The following is a 254-nucleotide window of genomic DNA, read 5'->3' on the forward strand; positions in this document are numbered from 1 at the left end:
GGGTACGAAATCAGCGTCACCGGCCATCAGAACGATCTGCCGAACCTGCCGCTTAAGGGCGAGGGAAGAGATGTCGATGCCTATTCGCATGTCGACCCCCATCTGCCTTATCACTGGATGGACATCTTCAGCCGCAAGATCGGCAAAACGACGACGCCCCTTCAGAAGATCATCAAGAACGCCCGGACTGGCAGACCACGCATTGAAGTCGGTCAAGTGGCCGAGTCGCAGAAAAAAGCCCCCGTTTCGGCCGT

1 protein-coding gene is annotated in these 254 nt (G+C 57.1%); it reads left to right on the forward strand.

Annotated features, from left to right (window positions below; genetic code table 11):
- The coding region (locus ACQG3P_RS20695) for a hypothetical protein (RefSeq protein WP_426806099.1) at positions 1-254 on the forward strand (254 nt) is incomplete at both ends.

The organism is Stenotrophomonas sp. SrG (genome assembly GCF_050031795.1).
Classification (GTDB): domain Bacteria; phylum Pseudomonadota; class Gammaproteobacteria; order Xanthomonadales; family Xanthomonadaceae; genus Stenotrophomonas; species Stenotrophomonas rhizophila_A.